The sequence below is a fragment of the Vibrio sp. 1457 genome, from assembly GCF_033340195.1.
GTDB lineage: Bacteria > Pseudomonadota > Gammaproteobacteria > Enterobacterales > Vibrionaceae > Vibrio > Vibrio alginolyticus.
The window spans coordinates 38,776-55,603 of record NZ_JAWOWA010000022.1; the positions used below are offsets into that span (position 1 = coordinate 38,776).

Genomic DNA, 16,828 nt, shown 5'->3' on the forward strand with positions numbered 1-16,828 from the left:
ATGCAGAAAGATTCAGGGATGTAGGGATAAAGAATGAAAACAGCAAAGCTCGGTGCACTAATATTATTGTCTCAGTTTGCACTCGTGGGTTGCGTGACGGTGAAAGAAGATGGAAGCCCTGTCGTTAAAGCCGATCCTGTGGCAATGGCAGAATCACGTATCGCACTTGGCTTAGGTTATTTAGACGGCGGTAACATGATTCGCGCGCATGATAACTTACAACAAGCCTTAAACCACGCACCTCAATACTATCGCGCGCAATTATCTATCGCTCACTACTACGAAACGGTTGGTGAAGATATTAAAGCCGAACAGATGTATAAACGCTCTCTACGCCAACACACTAAAAACGGAAATGTGCTCAATAACTACGGTACTTTTCTTTGCAAGCGAGGTGACTTCGAAAAAGCCGATCAGATGTTTAATCGAGCCATTGAGCAGCCTTATTACTACCTTATTCCAGCGAGCTATGAGAATGCAGCTTTTTGTGCGCTAAAATCACAAGATAAAGACAAAGCGAGATACTACTTTACTAGAGCTATCGATCATGATCCCCATAGACCAAAATCGATTTTGCAACTCGCTAAAATAGAAATTGATAGCGGTGATTATACTGAAGCTAGAATTCGATTAATGAGATTCAATCAAATGTATGGCGTGAAGAAGCCCTCTTTGCAACTCATGATTCAACTTGAACGCGCAGCAGGCAATGAAGCTCTCGAGAAAAAGTATCAAAAACAGTTGGAAAAATTTTCTTAGTACAAAATAGCGATACATAAGGCGCATTAGCTCACCGCCAATACAGCGCTTGACCAAGAATCCAGTGAATTCAGACTCACGGTGATACATTCATCCTGTACATAAACGTCAAATTCGGTACTATTTGAACGGAATAAGTGACCAAGTCACATTATAAAAAGTGCGCACACAACGAAATTTGTACATCATACTGTTTTTAAGATTGATTTCGGCACATTGATAAATACTAAATATTACTGACATGCACCAGAAGGAAGTTGAAGCCGGATGAAACCTGCCTGCACTCTGTTATTACTCACTTTGCTGAGTTCACCTTTTGTCGTCAGTGCACAAGAAAATATTGAGAAAACATTCACATTTGGCATTGTGTCCAATAAAGCCCAAAGCAAAATCAAAAAAGCGACGCCCCTTACTCAGTATGTAACTGAAAATATGACTGAATATGGTTACGCAAAAGGGGCGGTAAAGGTATTTAAAAATTATCGTCAGCTCGCGGTTGCGCTTGAAAATGGCACCGTTCAAATTGCAACGGCGACCCCCTTTAATGCGATGACCTTAGAAAAGGAGTCTAATAGCCAAGTTCTTGCTATACGATGGAAAAAAGGCCTGCAAAAATATCATACGGTGTTCTTTACTAATAAAGAGAGTGGCATTGAGTCACTTTCTGACCTGCGCGGAAAAACGCTTGTTTTCGAAAAGCGCACGTCTACCAGCAGCTATTACCTACCTGCGATTACATTGCTGAACCACGGAGAAAAACTGCAATACCTTCCCTCTCCTGATGACAAACCGGCCAAAGACAGTATTGGTTATTTATTCCTTGATGAGCAACTCGCTCAGTCAAATGAAATCAACCTATCTGTATGGGTATATAAACAGAGAGTTGCAGCAGGAGCATTCAGTAACTTCAACTGGAACAATCCCAAAGATTTGCCAGAGAACATGAAAGACAAACTAGCGATTTTTTCTCGTTCTGTTGAAATACCCAGGGATTTAATTCTCGCTTCTCCAAGCATGAGCCTAGAGCAACAGCGTAAAATCACGTCCATACTGCTTGATATGGATACAACTCACGAAGGCTCTCTCGCACTTAAAAAGTTTCAGAACACCAAAAAATTCAGCGCGCTTACTCCAGAAATGCGAGCCTCCTTAAGTACAGTGCGCAAGTCAGTTCACTTGTTACCGAAGGTGGATTGATGTTTAAAAAGCTCTCACTCGAAACCAAATACATTTGCTCGACAATGTTCGTTGTCTTGTTTGTTGTGGTGATAAATCTTGCGTTATACATGCACGGTTACGATGCATATTCAAATAGCTTAACTCAACAAATCACGAACAACTCTCAAGAAAAAACAGAATCTTACGTTAAGCAAAAAGGGTTGGTTTATGCAGAGCTATTATCAAAACAGCTTTTTGATCCACTCTATACAGACAATATCAGTCAAGCGTATGAGCAAATTAAGGCAACATTGAGCCAGCCAGATGTCTCGAAAATACATGTTGTTGACAATGAAGGGCTAATCTTTCACGACGGCACTACTCAGCTAAGGATGTTTGCCCAACCTCATCACCGCTCTCCTTTTATTTTGAAAGCAATAGAAGAATCCAGAACTCTCGTTTCCTTTTCCAAGCATCAGTTGGAGATCGCAGCGCCGATTCAGCAATCAAATATTACTCTTGGGGCGGTATATCTTGAGCTTAACTTGATACATCTACTGGAAGAGAAAGAACAGAACATTGAACAAGTCCAAGCGATTACCTCAAACGATAAACAGAAGATGTTTAACTTGCTGCTAACGATCAGTGGGATATCCGTTCTATTCGGTAGCATCATCGCTTATGCTTTGGGGCGGTCGTTAACTAAGCCACTCAAGCAACTAAAAGATCAATTTTCAGAGTCAAATACCCAAGCGCTGCCAGTCACCGACATACAAAGCAAAGATGAAGTGGGAGAACTTATTTCGGCGTACAACAAAATGTCAAACAAAGTGAACCGATACACCAGCCGAGTTGAGTTCATGGCGTACCACGATATTCTGACTTCCCTGCCAAACCGAGAAAAGTTACTCATTGATATTCAAACGCAAATAACTGACCACAAATCCCCCTCACTCGCGGTTGTGTTTATTGACTTGGATGACTTTAAGCACATTAACGATAACTATGGACATAACATTGGGGATAAATTGCTAGGCCATCTTGCCTCAGAGCTTCAAGGCCGTTTGCCGAGTTATTTTAAGCCGCTTTACCGCCTTTCTACCATCGTAAGTCGAGTAGGTGCGGATCAATTTGTACTGGCCTTTCCGTGCTCGGACAATCATGAAGCTAGAGAAAAAGCGAACGATATTCATCGCCAACTACTCTCTCCCTTTAGTTTGGAAGAGAACGATATTCAAATTACGGCAAGCCTCGGAATTGCTGTGTATCCAGAATTTGGTTCAAACGCTGAGTCTCTTTTACAGCTTTCCTCTCTTGCGGCGCAGGAATCTAAAAGACGCGGTAAAGACATTATGACGATATACGATTCCACGTTTGATGAAACGATTAAACAACGTTTATACATAGAACGAGAACTGCGTCGTTCAGTACGTGACTTGTCTCAATTCGAGCTGTGGTATCAACCACAATTTGATCTAAAAACCTATCGCCTAATTGGGGTCGAAGCATTGGTTAGGTGGAATCATCCCGAAAAAGGCTATATCAGTCCAGAATCGTTTATCCCGATCGCAGAGCAAAGTGATTTAATATTGGAGCTTGGAGAACATATCATTGAGACGGCAGTTGCTCAGCGGGCAATGTGGGCAGAACATTTCGGTACTGATTTTCACATTGCATTAAACTTGTCCCCAAGACAAATCTATCGCCAAGATTTAAGTCAATTATTTTCTAAGTATTTACGACGACATGATGTCGCCCCTCAAACCATTCATGTTGAAGTGACAGAGTCACTTTTTATTGATGATACAGAGAAAGCTCAATATGTGCTTAAAAAACTACAAAGTATCGGAGTGGAAGTTTGGCTAGATGACTTTGGTACGGGGTATTCAGCCCTTGCCTACCTACAACATATGGCTTTTGACGGGCTCAAGATTGATCGTTCATTTATCGCTCAAATCCGAAAAAGCGATCAAGACGATTCATTAGTTCGCGCGATTGTATCCATGGCTCACAACCTAAGAATGAAAGTAGTAGCCGAAGGCGTAGAAACTCAAACTCAACTCACACGAATGGAGTCTCTCCACTGTGACGTCGTACAAGGCTTTTTCTTAGGTAGGCCTGTACCTGCTGAGGAATTGATTGCATTTGAATACCAACGAGGGAGTGGCGCTCAAAGCGTCAATCACTTTGCTTAGAACGCCGTTTTGTTAACTATTGCCGCTTAGCGCGTTAGTACTCGTAATGCAATATCGGTCACACTTCCCCCACCTCATTAATATGAATTTTCTCTTAAAATCTAACATCTGAGATAAATAAACTACACTTTTCATATCAACTTCTTGGATATGGAAATGCGCGTGGTAGGAATCTTTTCTTGGAACAACCTGTCGGTAAAACAAAAGCTATTTGGGTTGGTTTTGCTGCCAATTTTATTGTTGCTTGTCCTCGCGGGTAAACATGTACAAAGCCTTTCTATCCAGGCTCAGGAACTACAAAAAGCACAGTTATTCTCTGTCTACATCGACCGCGTATCTTCGCTTTATCACCTACCGAATAACCCTGATGTAATAGATAAGCAACTAAAAACTCAGCAGATATCTCAATTGTTACGCGACACCGCTGCACCAGTATTCGGTGAAAACGCTGAGATACTAAACCAGTTGACAAGCTTTGAGGAAGCAACCCTCTCGATGCTCTCTTCGCAAAATCAAGAAGAAAAGTTAGATGCGGCAGAGTGGCGCGCTGATACGTTCAAAGAAATCCTCATGAGCTTAGACAAAGTCTATTTTAGAAATGTGAGTTATGAAACAAACACTCACCTTTCTTCTTTGATGCAACTTGAATGGTTGATGTTTTGGTCCACTGAAGAACATAGATTAAGCGAATATTTGATTCGATCTTCAGAGGAAAATAACGAGTATGACCTCACAACACAGGCTTCTATCCAATCTTTAATCCAGAACCAACAACTATTTCTAGAGCGTTTTGTGACGCTAAATGCCAATCAACAACAAGTAGATCTGCTCATTGAGACGTTTACGGGTGAAGTCTTTATCAAAAGCCAAGAGTTTCGTGCTTATTTATTGCAACCAGCTCAACTCAAATCATTAACCCCGGATGAGATTGATGCGGGGTTATCTGCACTCAACAAACGCTTATCGTTATTACAAAGTGTTGACGACAAAATGGAACAGCAGCTGAGTGATGATATATCAAAGACAATCAACACGACGACACAGCACCGCTTTACCTTTATCGCAATGATGAGCCTTTTAACGCTGTTGGTCGTAAGTTTAACGCTAAGATTGGTGCGAAAAGTTACTGGAAACTTGAATCTAGTCCTCAAATTTCTCAGTAACGAAAGCAATGAACAAAGTAACACTGAAAATTCACCTCTTGCTCAACTAATAAAGGGTAAAGACGAGCTGAGTAAGTTTGCTCGAGAGGTAAAAAAGCTTAGTGATGAGCGGACGTTGTCCAGACTAAAGCTCACACAAGCTAAAGAAGATGCAGAACAAGCAAAAGAAGATGCAGAACAAGCAAAAGATGATGCAATTAAGGCGAGTAAAGCCAAAAGTAGCTTTTTGGCCAACATGTCCCACGAGATCCGCACGCCGCTAAATGGCGTTATTGGTATCTCTGAAGTCTTATCCGATACTTCCCTGACTGCCACACAACGCGATTACGTCGATACGATTGAAACCTCCTCCCAACTGCTTTTGAGTTTAATTAATGACGTTCTAGACTTCTCAAAAATTGAATCTGGGATGTTGCTCATTAGTCCACATTCAACTTGTGTTCGAGAGTCTATCTATGACATTGCTTCTATCATTTCACCGAAAGCAAAGGAAAAAGGCATCGATGTGCAAGTCAACATTAGCCGTAACACGCCTTACCACGTAATGTTGGATGACCATCGTATACGCCAAGTTGTCATGAACTTCATGTCTAACGCGGTAAAATTTACCGAACAAGGCAGTGTAGAGCTATCGGTCATCACCCGCGAAAATAAAAATGGTGAAGCGGTCATCGAGTTTTCCGTTAAAGATTCTGGGATTGGTATTGATGCCCAGCAGCAAAAGAAAATATTTGCTCCATTTGCCCAAGAGGATAACTCTACTACCCGACAATTTGGGGGAACTGGACTTGGGCTTGCCATTAGCACGCAATTAGTTGAGCTAATGGGTGGAGAAATTCAACTTGAATCCGAGAAAGGTAAAGGCAGTCGCTTCTTCTTTGAACTAACTGCTCCTGTTGTGACACAAGAGTTTAACGCTTATCACGCTCTGAATCACAACGATATATGGATTGTATGCAGCAGTACTCAACTAGAACAAAAACTGCGTAACGAGTTAAGTTTTTTCAACATCAATATAACGCAGTCAGTAGATACCTTAAGTGCGTTGCCAACGTGGATTGATAACGAGCGCGTTATCGTTATTCATGTAGAAGCATCACCAAATGCAGCGGCGATGCATATCGATGAGATAGAAAGCCTTTGTAAACGAAACATTCGTGTCTGCCTCATCAAGCACCTTCATAGCCCACAATTCGACTTTAGAAACAGTATCAGCGCCTTGGTCACTCAGCCACTACTAGGGCAGCGCTTAATTAAAGCACTTGAAAGTTGTGCGGCAAATTTCTCGCACGCACAACAAGAGAGCACTTCAGCGCAACATGTTAAATCTCTGCCGAAAATTTTGGTCGTTGATGACAATACGGTCAATCAAAAAATCGCGGGGCTACACGTCACAAAAGCTGGCTTCGACTTTGATGTCGCAGTAAACGGACAAGAAGCGGTTGAGAAATTTCAACAGAATCAGTACAGCCTAATTTTAATGGACTGCATGATGCCCGTAATGGATGGATTTGAAGCCACCCAAATAATTCGTCAAATAGAAGTAAAAGAAAAACGCGCTTCCAGAATTCCGATTATTGCTCTAACGGCAAGTGTGGTCGATGACGATATACAAAAATGCTTTGACGTTGGAATGGATGACTATGTGCCCAAACCGTTTAAAGCAGGGTTGCTTAAAGAGAAGTTAGATAAGGCAATTGGGTTACGTGTTTCCAACACGACGCATGCTGAACCACACCAAGAGAACACTACTCCCGATACAACTCATGAACTACCTGCAAGTTCTAAGCAACCAGAAGCAACGGTAACGCCTATTCGCTCCGAACGTATCTTGCTTGTCGAAGATAATAGAGTAAACCAGAAAGTGGCTTCTCTATTGCTATCTAAAGCAGGTTATCAATTCGAAGTCGCTGAAAACGGGCAAATTGCAGTCGAAATGTTCCAAAAAGATGGAAAGTTTGATGTTATTTTGATGGATTGCATGATGCCCATAATGGATGGGTTCGAAGCTTCTAGGCAAATTAGAGCTTATGAAGCGAGTAAAGGATTAGCTAAGACGCCCATTATCGCATTAACAGCAAGCGTCGTTGATGATGATATTCAACGCTGCTTTGATTCAGGAATGGATGCCTACGTACCAAAGCCTGTGCGCAAAGAAAAACTGTTGTATCAAATTGAACAAGCAATGTAGGTGGATTCTATGAGTAGAAATCATTCTCGCGTTGCTTTTCCTTTGCGTTACATAAAACGCTATCTGTTTATTCTGATTGCCCTTCTTTCATTAAATTGCCAAGCTCTCGCTGCAGAGAGCTACGCCGTTTTCTCATTTAATGACGAATTCTCTCCGCTCACTGTCAATAAAGCGCGAAAGTTGTACAGAGGGAAGACGCAACTTTTACAAGGCCAGCGAATTGAACTCTCTGACTGGCCTGCGACATCAACAGAAAGAGCTGAGTTCTATCGTTATCTTCTCAACAAAAATTTAGCGCAAATGAACGCGCATTGGGCAAGCTTGTCTTTTTCAGGTAAAGCTAGACCGCCAAAAGTGATTGCACGCTCCAGCATTGATGACCTCATAGCATGGATGCAAGAGAAGCCGAATAGAATTGGTTATGCCCCAACATCGAGCGTCCCTAGTAATGCTCATGTTTTATGTGTGGTTAGCTCGGAGAATTGATATGAAAAAATATTTAACCATGTTATCGCTGAGTATCGCGACCTTTCCGAGCTCAGCCACGATTGAACTAACAGAACAACTTTCTTTAAGTGGTTTTGGCTCTACGTCGTGGGCAAAATCCGATAACCCAACTACGGTACTAGTTAACCGCTTTATTGGCGATGAATCTTGTTTCGATTGCGATACCACTTTCGGCATGCAGCTCGATTATTTTCACAAGGCATTTCGGGCATCCGCACAAGTCGTAAAGCGCCCGCAAGACCATTGGAGCTCGCCTCAGCTCGAGTGGGCGTATTTGGCTTATACCTATCAAAACATAGAAATACGAGGAGGACGCTTAAGACTGCCACTGTTTTTGATGTCTGAGTACAACTATGTCGGCCACGCTTTTACCCAAGCCCGCCCACCGAATGAGGTATATGACAGCATTCTAGGTATCACGGCTTATAACGGCCTATCTGCACGCTGGATTCATGACCTCAATGAGCAAGTCGTACTTACCGCCATGCCGTTTGTCGGGTTTAAAGACAATAGTGACGTAACCATCAATGAACGTACTGAATTGGAAATTGAGTCAAACAACACTGCAGGGATGAACTTAACGCTAAGCGGAGAGAGTTATCGTTGGAACTTTTCCTACCTCCACGGCGATTATGATCAAACAACGACGCTCTCTAACATTGAGCAATCCACTCCCGGTGGCGGAACCACAATCATTGACCGTCTAGTTGAAACAGAAAAAAACAACACGATCGATCTGTTTTCTCTAGGGTTAAGATACGAGCTCGATAACATTGTGATTATGGCAGAAGGACAGACCAGCAATCTTTCCTCATCTTGGTACGCGACAACAAGTTACAATGTAAACAAGTTGACTCCTTATATTGTTTACGGTCAGCAGTTTAATAGTCGGGATAAAAAAAGTGGAGACAGTTTCTTACTCGGATTGAGATACGACCTAGATTACAACGTTTCCCTAAACGCAGAATGGCAAAGGTTCAACACCTACAATAATAGCTCTGGCGCGTTTTCATCAGCCCCAAAGGATGACAGTGCGAGCCTTTATACGCTAATGCTCAACTTCGTTTTTTAATGTTTCTTACAGTACCAATTTCCACAACACTGGGGGCTGTTGTATTAAGAAGGCTTTTTGCAACACGTAACTAAACGCTAAATGACTGGAAGGGATAGAATCGATCAGATAGGTAAGTGGCAATCCAAACAGAGACAAAGGTTACTCTATTTCGGTTTGTTTTGATTGCCTTTTAACCGCTTTTCTTTGCGTCGCAGCGCCCGGAAAAACTTTGACTCTTCGTGGTACCAACCAAGCACACTAATTGGAAAACCCACGAGCATCATAATAAAAACATCCGCAGGGAGTTGTTCCCAAATGTCGCTTAAAGAACGCAGCTCTCCAAAAATGAACAAACCGATGACTTTACCAAGCAGTAATGCACAACAAATCATAAAGAAGGACTTTAATATATAGTGCCATTTGCCTTTTTTACGCTCTTCTCTCCAATAGGCATATTTATATTGTCGGTCGTACATTCATCCCCCTAAAGTAAACTTGCCGTAAGTTTAAGTATCTCGATAGCGTAAAGTGCGTTGGCACCTCTTTAATCATAGTGCGTATCTAAAGTGAATGCTTGTCGTGGCAATAAGAAGGAGAGGTATTCTGTAGTAAGAGCTACATAATCTCTGAACGTTATATGTCTTGTGTAATTCGGATGATGCCTGATTTTGCTTATCGCTAGTGTTTTCTGAACACCCAAATCGGGCCGATGAGTAGAAACTGTAAATCCTCAAAAAACGACGGTTTTTTACCTTCAATCTTGTGACCGATAAATTGCAATATCCACAATACACCAAACAAGAGCATAGAAATATGCAGAACGGGCAACATCAATACCTCTAGAGACCAAATAAGGCCAATGCACGCTAATGTGTAGCCGATCATCATCATGAATACGCTCAGAGACAAACGAAAATAGAAAACCCAAGTGGGGATCACTGCTACCCAAACCCAATTAAGTTCGAAGCCTAATAATGAAATCTGGGGAATCGACCAAATAAGTCCAACCACAGAAAGGTAAATACCTGGAACTGCGATTGTGTGAATCTTTTGGTTGATAGGGTTTTGGTGACTCTCCCCGTATTCTTTTAGCCATTCGGATAATGCTCGCATATCATTCCCCTTTTCCACCTTCTTATTCTTATATAGCCCGAGGATGAAAAAGGTGCGAATTTTTCCGTAAAAGGCTACGAGCAACGAGCGACAAAACAACAGAGGCCAGTGCGTTGCCGATTACTCACCAAGCAACGCTCGTTGTGCTTTCGGCAGCTTAGCAACGACAAGAGCATAAGAGCGTTCACACAAGTCTTGAATCAACCCATCCTCGACATCACCGTTAAAATAAACCGTTATCCAATGACGCTTATTTAAGTGATAACCCGGGATAATATCCGTAAACTGCGACGTTAAGACTTCTCCATCTTCTGGTTTTACTTTTACGCTGACATACTCCCGACCGTTTCTCTCTGCAATGATGGCAAACATCTTGCCTTTGATTTTGTATACAAGCGCTTCAGGCCCAAATGGGAAATCACTTTCTGCACACATGAAGGTACTTAAGTATTGTTCTAGTTCTTTGCTTTTCATATCCCCTACCTCCTTCTGCGTTCTCACTCAAATTGTGGCAATAGCAATTTTAACGCCTGGTTAACCTGCTCTTTTTCATTGCCTTCTAAACCATGCAATAACGATTGCTGAACGTCTACATGCTCCAAAATTAGCTTGTCAATTAAGGTTAAGCCTTGCTCTGTTAGTTCAACGGTGACGCTACGTCGGTCTTCTTTACTATGGGTTCTGGTAATAAACCCTTTCTTCTCAAGTTTATCTAAGCGATTAGTCATCGCACCCGAAGTGAGCATCATCGACTCTATTAACGCTGAGGGAGTAAGACAATATGGTGAACCAGCTCGACGCAGTGTCGCTAACACATCAAATTCACCCATTTTCAGGTCGTACTTCTTATGTAGCTCGGCGACCCTAGATTCCATGTGTTTTGCAATTCGCATTAGTCGACCCATTATTGCCATCGGTTCAGTGTCGAGGTCTGGCTTCTCCCTAGCCCACTGCTCTACCACTCTATCAATTGCATCCATTATTTCTCTCCAAACATCATATATTTTTTATTTTAACATAAAGATACTTTACAAAAAGCCACCTTGCCGATATCGTTACATTTAATTATCTCTACATAAAGATATTTAACATGAACATTTTACTTGCGATGATTCCTGCCTTTTTTTGGGGGACGACTTACGCTGTTACTCAGTTTACTCTACCGGACTGGCCTCCCGTTTTACTTGGCGCTCTAAGGGCACTGCCTGCGGGTCTTTTGTTGCTGGCAATAAAGCCCTCGTTTCCAAAAAGAAGTGAGTGGAAGGTGCTGCTTGTTTTAGGAACCATCAACATCGCTTGCTTCTTTGGTCTTATTTTTGTCATGGCGTTAACGCTTCCTTCTGCCATCTCTGGTGTTGGTATGGTTTCGGTCCCCGTTTTTGCGATGCTGTTTGGTTGGGCGGTCTACAAACGTCAGCCTAGTGGCATTCAAGCGATAAGCGGCGCAACTTTGATTGCTTTAGCTTGGTTCTTATTTGATCCTAGCTCTATTTCTCTCGACCCCGTGGGCTTACTTGCGATGATCTCCGCCATTATGTGCATCGTGATAGGAAGTAGCGTAACAAAGTCACTAGGTACAAAAATGCACTGGTGGACAGTGTTAACATGGCAGCTCATTTTGGGTGGCGTGATTATGTCTATCGCAACAAGTGTGCTGGCGATAAACAATCCAGAGCCATATGTTACGGTCGTTCAGGACGTATCCATGACGAATATTCTAGGGTTACTGTGGGTAATTATTCTGAACACCGCATTAGGGTATGGCATGTATGTATGGTTATTACAGCGGATGTCGGTCGTAGATTTTACCTTTGGTGGTATTGCAAACCCAGTCGCAGGCATTGTTTCGGGCCTACTGCTATTGGGGGAAACGTTCACTCCTCTGCAATACAGCTTAATGCTAGGAATGATCGTAATGTCATTACTACCTCAGCTCATTACGTCAATCAAAACGAAAAGAGCCGCACTCTCCTCCTAAGTAACGTTAATTCCTAACACTCTAGAAGTAATGAGAGTGTTAGGAATCCTCAAGTGCAACCCCATCAGCAGAAATCAGCGCTAACCTAGGCAACTGACACCTTTAAAACGGTACGTTTTGACATTATGGCTGTTAAGCGCTTGCAAGGTTAGTCAGGGGCTCTGGTTTAGCGTAAACATAACCTTGAATAAGGTAAATCGCATGCTGAGCCAGATATTCGACTTGAGCCTGGCTCTCTACACCTTCTGCAATCATCTCACATTCCGCTTTGTTCGCTGCAGACACAATTGAGTCCAGCACTTTCAATTTTTGGTCGTCAGATCCTATTGGATCAATGAACATTTTATCCACTTTTACACACCGGATGCCCAAATCTTGTAGGTAAGAAAAGCCACCATATCCGGTACCAAAATCGTCAATTTTGAACTTGTAGCCTTTATTCGTTAAATACAAAATCTCTTTTTTCGCGGCCTCAGTGTCTTTTACTGGTATTCTCTCGGTCAATTCAAAATGAATTCTATTAGAGATTGGCCAATTTAACTCCGACAGTAACTTCGTTAATACACCTGACTCTAAATGGGAGGAAACAATATTGATGCTGACCCACGTATGCTCGGGTAAGTCACTTAAGTCTTGTATGATTTTACGAATAAGCTGATTGGTCATCGGGATAATCAGGCCACTTTCTTCTGCAGCACCAATAAACATATTTGGTGGCACCATTCCATCACGCCGCGACCATCGAATCAGAGCTTCATATCCTACTGTCTTACCATCGCGAGTATCGACAATCGCCTGGTAGTAAGGAATAAATTCTGCATTACTAATCCCATTTTCAATTAGACCTGTAATGGATTTTCTCAAGCTTTTACCAGATATGTATGCAAAGGCAGTCACAAGACCAGCAAGCACACTTACAAGACCGCCCCACAAAAGTACTCTTTCCTGAGCATAATTTTTAAGTTTTTCACCGCTGTATATCTTGATGAGCATGTTGGCTTGAGACTCTCCTGAAAAGAAAAACTCTTTTGAGAGTGCGCTTTCTTCTCCTGCAATATTCGCTTTGCCACGGCTTATCGTTAAATCACCAAATATTGGTTCATCATACTTAAACTCTACAAATAGGCAGTCTTTGCAAGGCGTTTTTATTACCTCGTTAACCCAACTGTTATCAAGCACCCAGAAAACTTCAACGTGTTCATTATCATAAATGACCATCCACTCTATTTGGTCATTCTGTTGCGGCAAAATAAGTGATGCGAAAAAGTTCTCATCCATCTGAAATCGTTCACTACTAGATGGGCGAGACACTTCACTACCAACCGTGGAACACGTTTTTCCGCCTTCTGTGGTCATCGCAATAAAACGAATGTAACGGTTATAAAAACGTGAGTCGCGTAAAGTTCTTACATCACTATCACTACAAGTAAAATCTAACTGAGCAATCTGCTTCACTATTGCTCCGTCCAAATAGGCAGACCTTTGATTTAAATAATCTACGTAAGCATCTATTTTCGACGCTTTTACCGAGTTGACGTAAAAGTTGGTTATCGAATGAAAGGCCACTACAAATATGGCGATGGGAACTAAGCCGAGTAAAATGGCATACCTTGTATACTTTGTTATCAAAGTTCGTCCTGCTAATCTGTCAAGCAACCTAAGTGGGATATGAATACTATCTCATTTTTATAGTCCAAAAAGTGAGGAATGACGCTCAATAAAATTATAGACTCAAGTGGCTTTCAGATGTCGGGATTTAGAATGCGAGCACCAAACCACACTCGAGGAGAACAAAGTAGCGACTAAGTGGAAAGTAAGGACGAACCCAATTGTTAAGTCATCCGTAATAAAAGTGACAACTTGGAGCTTGAGCAATACTTTTTAGATAGGCAGCAGATACGCTAAAAAACAAAAAGGAAACGATTGATGCCAACCGCTTCCTTGATTTGTTATTGCTATTTAAAAGCGCGTGAATTACGCCACTTCAAGAATCACTTTTTCCAACTTATCTAAGCCTTCGTTCAGTACGTCAGATTCGATGGTCAGTGGAGGTAACAGACGAATCACGTTCGCTTTTACTCCACAAGAAAGCAGGATAAGGCCGTTTTCTTGCGCTTTAGAAATCACCGATTTGGTCATCTCTTGTAGCGGCTTACCTGATTCTGGGTCAGTAAATTCAATCGCCATCATCGCACCCGTAGTACGGATTTCACCAATAGCAGGCACAGATTGTTGCAGTTTGGTCATACGTGCATTGACCACTTCACCGATGCCCATCGCTTTAGCACACAAATCTTCTTCTTCGATGATTTTCAGCACTTCAAGACCAGCAACACAACCGAGTGGCGAGCCTGCATAAGTACCACCTAAACCACCAGGCAGTGCGGAGTCCATTACATCCGATTTACCAACAACAGCTGAGATTGGGAAACCACCAGCAATGCCTTTCGCCATTGTCATTAGATCGGGTTCAATGCCTAGGAGCTCCGTCGCAAACATTTTACCGGTACGGGCAAAACCCGTTTGGATCTCATCCGCAATCAGCATGATACCGTGCTTGTCACACAGCTGACGCAAGCCTTGTGCAAACGCTTCAGGCGCTTTGTAGAAGCCGCCCTCACCTTGTACTGGCTCGAAGATGATCGCCGCAACACGTGATGGTTCAATATCACAAGCAAATAGATCGTCGATCGCTTGTAAGCTTTGCTCAACGCTGATGCCGTGAAACGCATTTGGGTAAGGCGCGTGGTAGATTTCGTTCGGGAAAGGACCAAAGCCCGCTTTGTACGGCGCAACTTTACCAGTTAACCCCATCGTCATGTTTGTGCGACCGTGAAAGCCGCCTTTAAACGCTATCACGCCGCTACGGCCTGTATGAGCGCGTGCCACTTTTACGGCATTTTCGACCGCCTCGGCGCCAGTGGTTAGAAAGATCGCTTTCTTCTTAGTCTCACCTGGTACAAGTTCTGTCAGCTTTTCAGCCAGCTCTACGAATGACGCGTATGGCGTAACCATCGCACACGTGTGTGAGAAATTGTCCAGCTGAGCTTTTACCGCTTCGCTAATGCGCTTGTGAGAATGCCCGGTGTTAGTTACCGCGATACCCGCTGCAAAGTCTATGTATTTGTTGCCTTCGATATCCCATACGTAAGCGTTTTCTGCTTTCTCGACGTAAAGTGGGTACAGTGCGCCCATGCCTTGAGCGATAACTTGGCTTCTTCTTTCGTGTAGTTGTTGGTTTGTCATTGTTTTGTCCTTAATTAGTTGCCGCCAAAGCAGAGATATTTCACGTCCATGTATTCATCGATACCTTGTTTTGCTCCTTCACGTCCGATACCGGACTGCTTAACACCACCGAAAGGAGCCACTTCAGTAGAGATCATACCTTCGTTAATGCCGACCATGCCGTATTCGAGCGCTTCTGCGATTTTCCAAACACGGTGAATGTTTTGGCTGTAGAAGTACGACGCGAGACCGTAGATGGTGTCGTTCGCCATTTCGATCAGCTGTTCGTCGCTGTCAAAACGAATCACTGGCGCGACAGGGCCAAAGATTTCCTCGGAAACAATCTTCATGTCGTGAGTAACGTCTTTGAGAACCACTGGCTGCATAAATAGACCATCGAGCTTTTTAAGTTCTGAAACCGGCTTCGCGCCTTGCTCGATAGCACCATCGATCAACGCTTGAATGCCTTGCTTCGCTGACTCGCTGATCACCGGACCAATGTTGACCCCCTCTTCCAATCCGTTACCGACGTTGAGCTGCTGAACCGCAGCGTCAAACTTAGCAACAAACTCGTCATACACTTTGCTGTGTACGTAGAAACGATTCGCACACACACACGTTTGACCTGCGTTACGGAACTTCGACGCCATCGCACCCGCCACGGCTGCATCAATGTCGGCATCATCAAATACGATAAACGGCGCGTTGCCACCGAGCTCCATTGAGGTACGTTTAATGTCCGCCGCGCTTTGCTGCATCAGCACACTACCAACTTGGGTAGAGCCAGTGAAAGACAACTTGCGAATCAACGGATGCGAAGTGAAGATAGCACCGACCTGACGGGAGTTTTCCCCCAATACCACTTGCAGAACATCGCGAGGGATACCCGCTTGATAGGCAAGCTCTGCGACCGCAAACGCAGACAGCGGCGTAGATTCAGATGGTTTTACGACAAAGCTACAGCCTGCCGCTAAAGCTGGACCTGCTTTGCGCGTGATCATCGCAATTGGGAAGTTCCACGGTGTAATCGCACAGGCGACACCAATTGGCTGTTTGATGGTCACCAAACGCTTGTCAGCACTTGGGGCAGGAATCGTCTCACCGTAGGTACGTTTCGCTTCTTCAGCAAACCATTCGATAAAACTCGCGCCGTAAAGCACTTCACCTTGAGCTTCAGCCAGCGGCTTACCTTGCTCTAACGTCATCAAACGGCCAAGGTCGGCTTTGTTTTCTAACAGGAGTTGGAACCAACGATTGAGCATGCCAGCACGCATTTTTGCTGGCAGTGCCGCCCACTCTTTCTGCGCCACACTGGCACGTTCAATGCCATTTAAAATGTCGTTTTCGGTTGAGACTGGTGCGTACCCGAGGAGTTCTCCGGTCGCCGGATTAGTCACTGCAATGCCCTGTTGTGGATTCGCTACCATAAACGAAACAAGGCTTTGGTTTTGTATCTGTTGCATGGTCATTCCTTTTGACAACTCA

Annotated in this window: 14 protein-coding genes; 7 read left to right on the forward strand and 7 right to left on the reverse strand. The window is 43.3% G+C overall.

Features of this window, described 5'->3' with window-relative positions; translation table 11 throughout:
- Window positions 1-33: 33 nt before the first annotated feature.
- From pilW to R7Z41_RS18970, 6 genes are all read left to right on the forward strand, one after another.
- Complete coding sequence (gene pilW, locus R7Z41_RS18945) at window positions 34-759, forward strand: type IV pilus biogenesis/stability protein PilW (RefSeq protein ID WP_225478173.1); 726 nt, start codon at window positions 34-36, stop codon at window positions 757-759.
- Window positions 760-1,026: 267 nt separating this feature from the next.
- The gene (locus tag R7Z41_RS18950) at window positions 1,027-1,956 is read left to right on the forward strand and encodes a phosphate/phosphite/phosphonate ABC transporter substrate-binding protein (RefSeq protein WP_053303129.1); all 930 of its coding nucleotides are present in this window, start codon (window positions 1,027-1,029) and stop codon (window positions 1,954-1,956) included.
- Entirely contained in the window at window positions 1,956-4,112 is a 2,157-nt protein-coding gene (locus R7Z41_RS18955; protein ID WP_225478172.1) for a GGDEF domain-containing phosphodiesterase, read from the forward strand. Before R7Z41_RS18950 ends, R7Z41_RS18955 begins: the two co-directional genes overlap by 1 nt.
- 156 nt (window positions 4,113-4,268) lie before the next feature.
- The gene (locus tag R7Z41_RS18960) at window positions 4,269-7,466 is read left to right on the forward strand and encodes a response regulator (protein ID WP_225478171.1); all 3,198 of its coding nucleotides are present in this window, start codon (window positions 4,269-4,271) and stop codon (window positions 7,464-7,466) included.
- A gap of 9 nt (window positions 7,467-7,475) precedes the next feature.
- The gene (locus tag R7Z41_RS18965; protein WP_017633987.1) at window positions 7,476-7,952 is read left to right on the forward strand and encodes a hypothetical protein; all 477 of its coding nucleotides are present in this window, start codon (window positions 7,476-7,478) and stop codon (window positions 7,950-7,952) included.
- Window position 7,953: 1 nt separating this feature from the next.
- A complete protein-coding gene (locus R7Z41_RS18970) occupies window positions 7,954-9,045 on the forward strand; it encodes a sulfate ABC transporter permease (RefSeq protein ID WP_225478170.1) in 1,092 nt (363 codons plus the stop codon).
- 146 nt (window positions 9,046-9,191) lie between these two features.
- Here R7Z41_RS18970 and R7Z41_RS18975 read toward each other — a convergent pair whose 3' ends face one another.
- The 4 genes from R7Z41_RS18975 to R7Z41_RS18990 form a co-directional block, all read right to left on the reverse strand.
- A complete protein-coding gene (locus R7Z41_RS18975) occupies window positions 9,192-9,503 on the reverse strand; it encodes a hypothetical protein (protein ID WP_130546067.1) in 312 nt (103 codons plus the stop codon).
- 202 nt (window positions 9,504-9,705) lie between these two features.
- Window positions 9,706-10,140, reverse strand: a complete 435-nt coding sequence (locus tag R7Z41_RS18980) for a DUF962 domain-containing protein (protein WP_005377800.1) — start codon at window positions 10,138-10,140, stop codon at window positions 9,706-9,708.
- 120 nt (window positions 10,141-10,260) lie between these two features.
- On the reverse strand, window positions 10,261-10,614 hold the full coding sequence (locus R7Z41_RS18985) for an MmcQ/YjbR family DNA-binding protein (RefSeq protein WP_017633985.1): 354 nt from the start codon (window positions 10,612-10,614) through the stop codon (window positions 10,261-10,263).
- Window positions 10,615-10,637: 23 nt separating this feature from the next.
- Window positions 10,638-11,120 carry a MarR family winged helix-turn-helix transcriptional regulator gene (locus R7Z41_RS18990; protein ID WP_017633984.1) on the reverse strand — a complete coding sequence of 161 codons (483 nt, stop codon included), beginning with the start codon at window positions 11,118-11,120 and terminating at the stop codon, window positions 10,638-10,640.
- Window positions 11,121-11,230: 110 nt separating this feature from the next.
- Here R7Z41_RS18990 and R7Z41_RS18995 point away from each other — a divergent pair, with 110 nt between their 5' ends.
- Entirely contained in the window at window positions 11,231-12,118 is an 888-nt protein-coding gene (locus R7Z41_RS18995; protein ID WP_064376927.1) for a DMT family transporter, read from the forward strand.
- A 132-nt stretch (window positions 12,119-12,250) separates the two neighbouring features.
- Here R7Z41_RS18995 and R7Z41_RS19000 read toward each other — a convergent pair whose 3' ends face one another.
- The 3 genes from R7Z41_RS19000 to R7Z41_RS19010 form a co-directional block, all read right to left on the reverse strand.
- On the reverse strand, window positions 12,251-13,573 hold the full coding sequence (locus tag R7Z41_RS19000; protein WP_318136396.1) for an EAL domain-containing protein: 1,323 nt from the start codon (window positions 13,571-13,573) through the stop codon (window positions 12,251-12,253).
- Window positions 13,574-14,092: 519 nt separating this feature from the next.
- The gene (gabT, locus tag R7Z41_RS19005; protein WP_206970059.1) at window positions 14,093-15,364 is read right to left on the reverse strand and encodes a 4-aminobutyrate--2-oxoglutarate transaminase; all 1,272 of its coding nucleotides are present in this window, start codon (window positions 15,362-15,364) and stop codon (window positions 14,093-14,095) included.
- Between the two features lie 14 nt (window positions 15,365-15,378).
- Window positions 15,379-16,806, reverse strand: a complete 1,428-nt coding sequence (locus R7Z41_RS19010) for an NAD-dependent succinate-semialdehyde dehydrogenase (protein WP_206970057.1) — start codon at window positions 16,804-16,806, stop codon at window positions 15,379-15,381.
- Between the last annotated feature and the right edge of the window lie 22 nt (window positions 16,807-16,828).

Bases quoted from the DNA above. Each gene is read 5' to 3' on its own strand.
- pilW (WP_225478173.1), top strand. From the start codon at position 34: ATGAAAACAGCAAAGCTCGGTGCACTAATATTATTGTCTCAGTTTGCA.
- R7Z41_RS18950 (WP_053303129.1), top strand. From the start codon at position 1,027: ATGAAACCTGCCTGCACTCTGTTATTACTCACTTTGCTGAGTTCACCT.
- R7Z41_RS18955 (WP_225478172.1), top strand. From the start codon at position 1,956: ATGTTTAAAAAGCTCTCACTCGAAACCAAATACATTTGCTCGACAATG.
- R7Z41_RS18960 (WP_225478171.1), top strand. From the start codon at position 4,269: ATGCGCGTGGTAGGAATCTTTTCTTGGAACAACCTGTCGGTAAAACAA.
- R7Z41_RS18965 (WP_017633987.1), top strand. From the start codon at position 7,476: ATGAGTAGAAATCATTCTCGCGTTGCTTTTCCTTTGCGTTACATAAAA.
- R7Z41_RS18970 (WP_225478170.1), top strand. From the start codon at position 7,954: ATGAAAAAATATTTAACCATGTTATCGCTGAGTATCGCGACCTTTCCG.
- R7Z41_RS18975 (WP_130546067.1), bottom strand. From the start codon at position 9,503: ATGTACGACCGACAATATAAATATGCCTATTGGAGAGAAGAGCGTAAA.
- R7Z41_RS18980 (WP_005377800.1), bottom strand. From the start codon at position 10,140: ATGCGAGCATTATCCGAATGGCTAAAAGAATACGGGGAGAGTCACCAA.
- R7Z41_RS18985 (WP_017633985.1), bottom strand. From the start codon at position 10,614: ATGAAAAGCAAAGAACTAGAACAATACTTAAGTACCTTCATGTGTGCA.
- R7Z41_RS18990 (WP_017633984.1), bottom strand. From the start codon at position 11,120: ATGGATGCAATTGATAGAGTGGTAGAGCAGTGGGCTAGGGAGAAGCCA.
- R7Z41_RS18995 (WP_064376927.1), top strand. From the start codon at position 11,231: ATGAACATTTTACTTGCGATGATTCCTGCCTTTTTTTGGGGGACGACT.
- gabT (WP_206970059.1), bottom strand. From the start codon at position 15,364: ATGACAAACCAACAACTACACGAAAGAAGAAGCCAAGTTATCGCTCAA.
- R7Z41_RS19010 (WP_206970057.1), bottom strand. From the start codon at position 16,806: ATGCAACAGATACAAAACCAAAGCCTTGTTTCGTTTATGGTAGCGAAT.